Source organism: Actinocorallia sp. B10E7 (assembly GCF_039871655.1).
Taxonomy (GTDB): Bacteria; Actinomycetota; Actinomycetes; order Streptosporangiales; family Streptosporangiaceae; genus Actinocorallia.
In genome coordinates, this window is sequence record NZ_JBDPLZ010000025.1 from 1 (window position 1) to 2,421 (window position 2,421).

Annotated in this window: 1 protein-coding gene; it reads right to left on the reverse strand. The window is 62.5% G+C overall.

What is annotated here, in order from left to right; translation table 11 throughout:
- Positions 1 to 109: 109 nt before the first annotated feature.
- The gene (locus ABGB12_RS34975) at positions 110 to 1,888 is read right to left on the reverse strand and encodes a reverse transcriptase domain-containing protein (RefSeq protein WP_347684832.1); all 1,779 of its coding nucleotides are present in this window, start codon (positions 1,886 to 1,888) and stop codon (positions 110 to 112) included.
- Positions 1,889 to 2,421 lie beyond the last annotated feature (533 nt).

A 2,421-nucleotide genomic window follows, 5' to 3' on the forward strand; every position in this document is an offset into this window, starting at 1 on the left:
GATGGGTCGGCCGAGCGGCGAGGTGCCCGCGTGGAGCGCGGGTCCTTTTCCGCTCGGCCTCCCGCCGAACCGGACTTGATGGTTTCCCGATCATCCGGCTCTCCAGTGACTACTGCGTGAGCGGTAGGGCTGGTTTCCCGTGGATGAGGTCGTGGCAGTTGGCACAGACCACGAGGGTCTTTCTGCGCCGATTGGCCATCGCCTTGGCCCACTGGGGTTGAAGCGGCCCGGGTACTGGGAGATCTGCGAGTTTCCGGACGTGGTGGACCTGGACCTCGCCATTTTTCTGGCAGATCTCGCAAATATCCGCGAGGAGCCGAGCGATCAGCTCTTTACGCGGGTAATCGGCCCGGATCGGCTGTCGGTCTATGACCGCTGCCGCCTTCTGCCGGTGGAGTGTAATGTCGCCGAACCGTGCGACCAGGGGTTGCCTGCCGTCGCGTTCGAGGCGTGCCTCGAAGCAGGTGCGCAGCCCATGCGGTGTCTGGATTTTGACCTTGTGCTTCGCGGCCATCTTCGACATCGATGAGCGGTGCTTGCCTGCCAGGGTCTTGAGCATGGAAGTCTCCATGACCCAGCGCAGCCGGTGAAGCCGGAAGACGTCGCCGGCCAGCAGGTAATACTGGACGATGCCCCGGTAGACGGCCCCGTAGGTGGCGACGATGGTGTGGTCGCTGCCATTGGTCAGGGCCTTTTGCTTGGCGGGTTTACCGCGCCGCAGATAGGGGATGCATTTTGCTTTGATCACCTCCAGCGGGACTCGCAGCGCGACCTGCCCGTTCACCGACCTGCGGCGGCCGGTGGTCTTGCTGCTGTTGTGCTGGACGGTGATCTCATAGCCGAGGAATCGGGCCGCGCCGGTTCGGGCGTGGGTGATCAACGTCTTGTCCTGGGACAGTTCCAGCTTGAGTTCGTCATTCAGGAACATTGCCAGGCGCTGTTTGATCTCCTCGGCCTCTGCCTTTGGTCCGGCGAATCCGAGCAGATGGTCATCTGCATATCTGCAGTACCGCAGCCGCCGGTATTCCGGATCGTCCGGGTCGGAGCTGGGCAGGCTGACCATGCGCCGTCGCAGGGTGCGGGCCGAGGCCCGGTCCTTGCGGCGGCGGGCTTTGGCCAGCTGGTTCTGCAGATCGAGGTAGGCAGGGTTACGGGCCCTGCGTTCCCCTCGGGTGAACTCCGGAATCAGAACCTTCTCGACGAATTCGTCCAACTTGTGCAGGTAGATCGAGGACAGGATCGGCGAGGCGACCCCGCCTTGAGGAGCGCCCGACAGGGTCGCTCCCCATTTCCAGTCCTCCAGATATCCGGCTGTGAGCATGTTGCGCACCAGCCGCAGGAACCTGTTGTCGTGGATCTTCTCCGACAGGATTTTCATCATCAGGTCGTGGTCCAACGACCCGAAGCAGTCGGCGATGTCTCCCTCGATGAACCAGGCTGTTCCGGTCCAGGTGTTGGCGATCTCCCGCAATGCGGTATGACAGCCTTTTCTGGGACGGAACCCGTGGGACCGGTCGGAGAACGTTGGCTCGTAGTACGCCTCCAGCAGCAGACGCACCACTTCACCGACAAGTTTGTCCGACCAGGTCGGCAATCCCAGCGGGCGAGTTTTCCCGTTCTTTTTCGGGATATGAACTCGCCGGACCGGGCGGAATCGGTAGCGCTCGTGGCGCATCGCATCGATGATGCGGCCGATTTTATGAATGGACATGCCGTCCACGGTTTCCTGCGTGACCCCGGGCGTCATCGACCCCTTGTTGGAGTAGATGCGTCCGTAGGCCAGCAGATACAACTGCGGGTTGAACAGTTGCCGATACAGCTCGTTCAACGACAGGCCGCGCCTGCCGCGCTCACGCAGGACACCCAGCACCGTTGCGGCGCTCTGCATTACGCATACCTCCCAGCTCTGAGGTGTCCGATCACCTGGCCTCCTTCGCCCTGCGGACGGCTTTCCCGCCCTCCCTGGCCGGTCGTGACTCCGGCGACTACTACGAGGCCTCCGTCGCCATAGGGCTCGCACCCTTTAGGCGATCCCGCGTTCGTCTCTGTTGCACGTAATAGCGTGACGTAGGCGCCCCACTCATCTCCTTGAACACCCTCGCTGGGCGTCGCTCCGTACTCCGAAGGTTGCGTCGGCAACCCTCGACTCCGACGCAGAGTACGGCACCGGTTTCAGAGGTCTTTCCGGTGGATGGGAACTTGCATCAACTGGAGATTAGGATTCAGGCAATTCAGCTTTCGCCATATCACGCGGGCCCCTCCGGCGCCCCGTCCCTGACCACTGGGCCCGGCCGCCGGATTTTCTGGCATGCTATTGTCCCCTTCACCTTTCGGATCCAGGTCAGCCATTCGGCCCAGAAACCTCCCTCCAAGTTCCTCCCGGCTGAACCGGGGATACAACAGAGCGCCTCGCGGCGCACA

What these genes read in the sequence shown, in the direction of transcription:
- ABGB12_RS34975 (WP_347684832.1), bottom strand. Translation starts at nt 1,888, where the DNA reads ATGCAGAGCGCCGCAACGGTGCTGGGTGTCCTGCGTGAGCGCGGCAGG.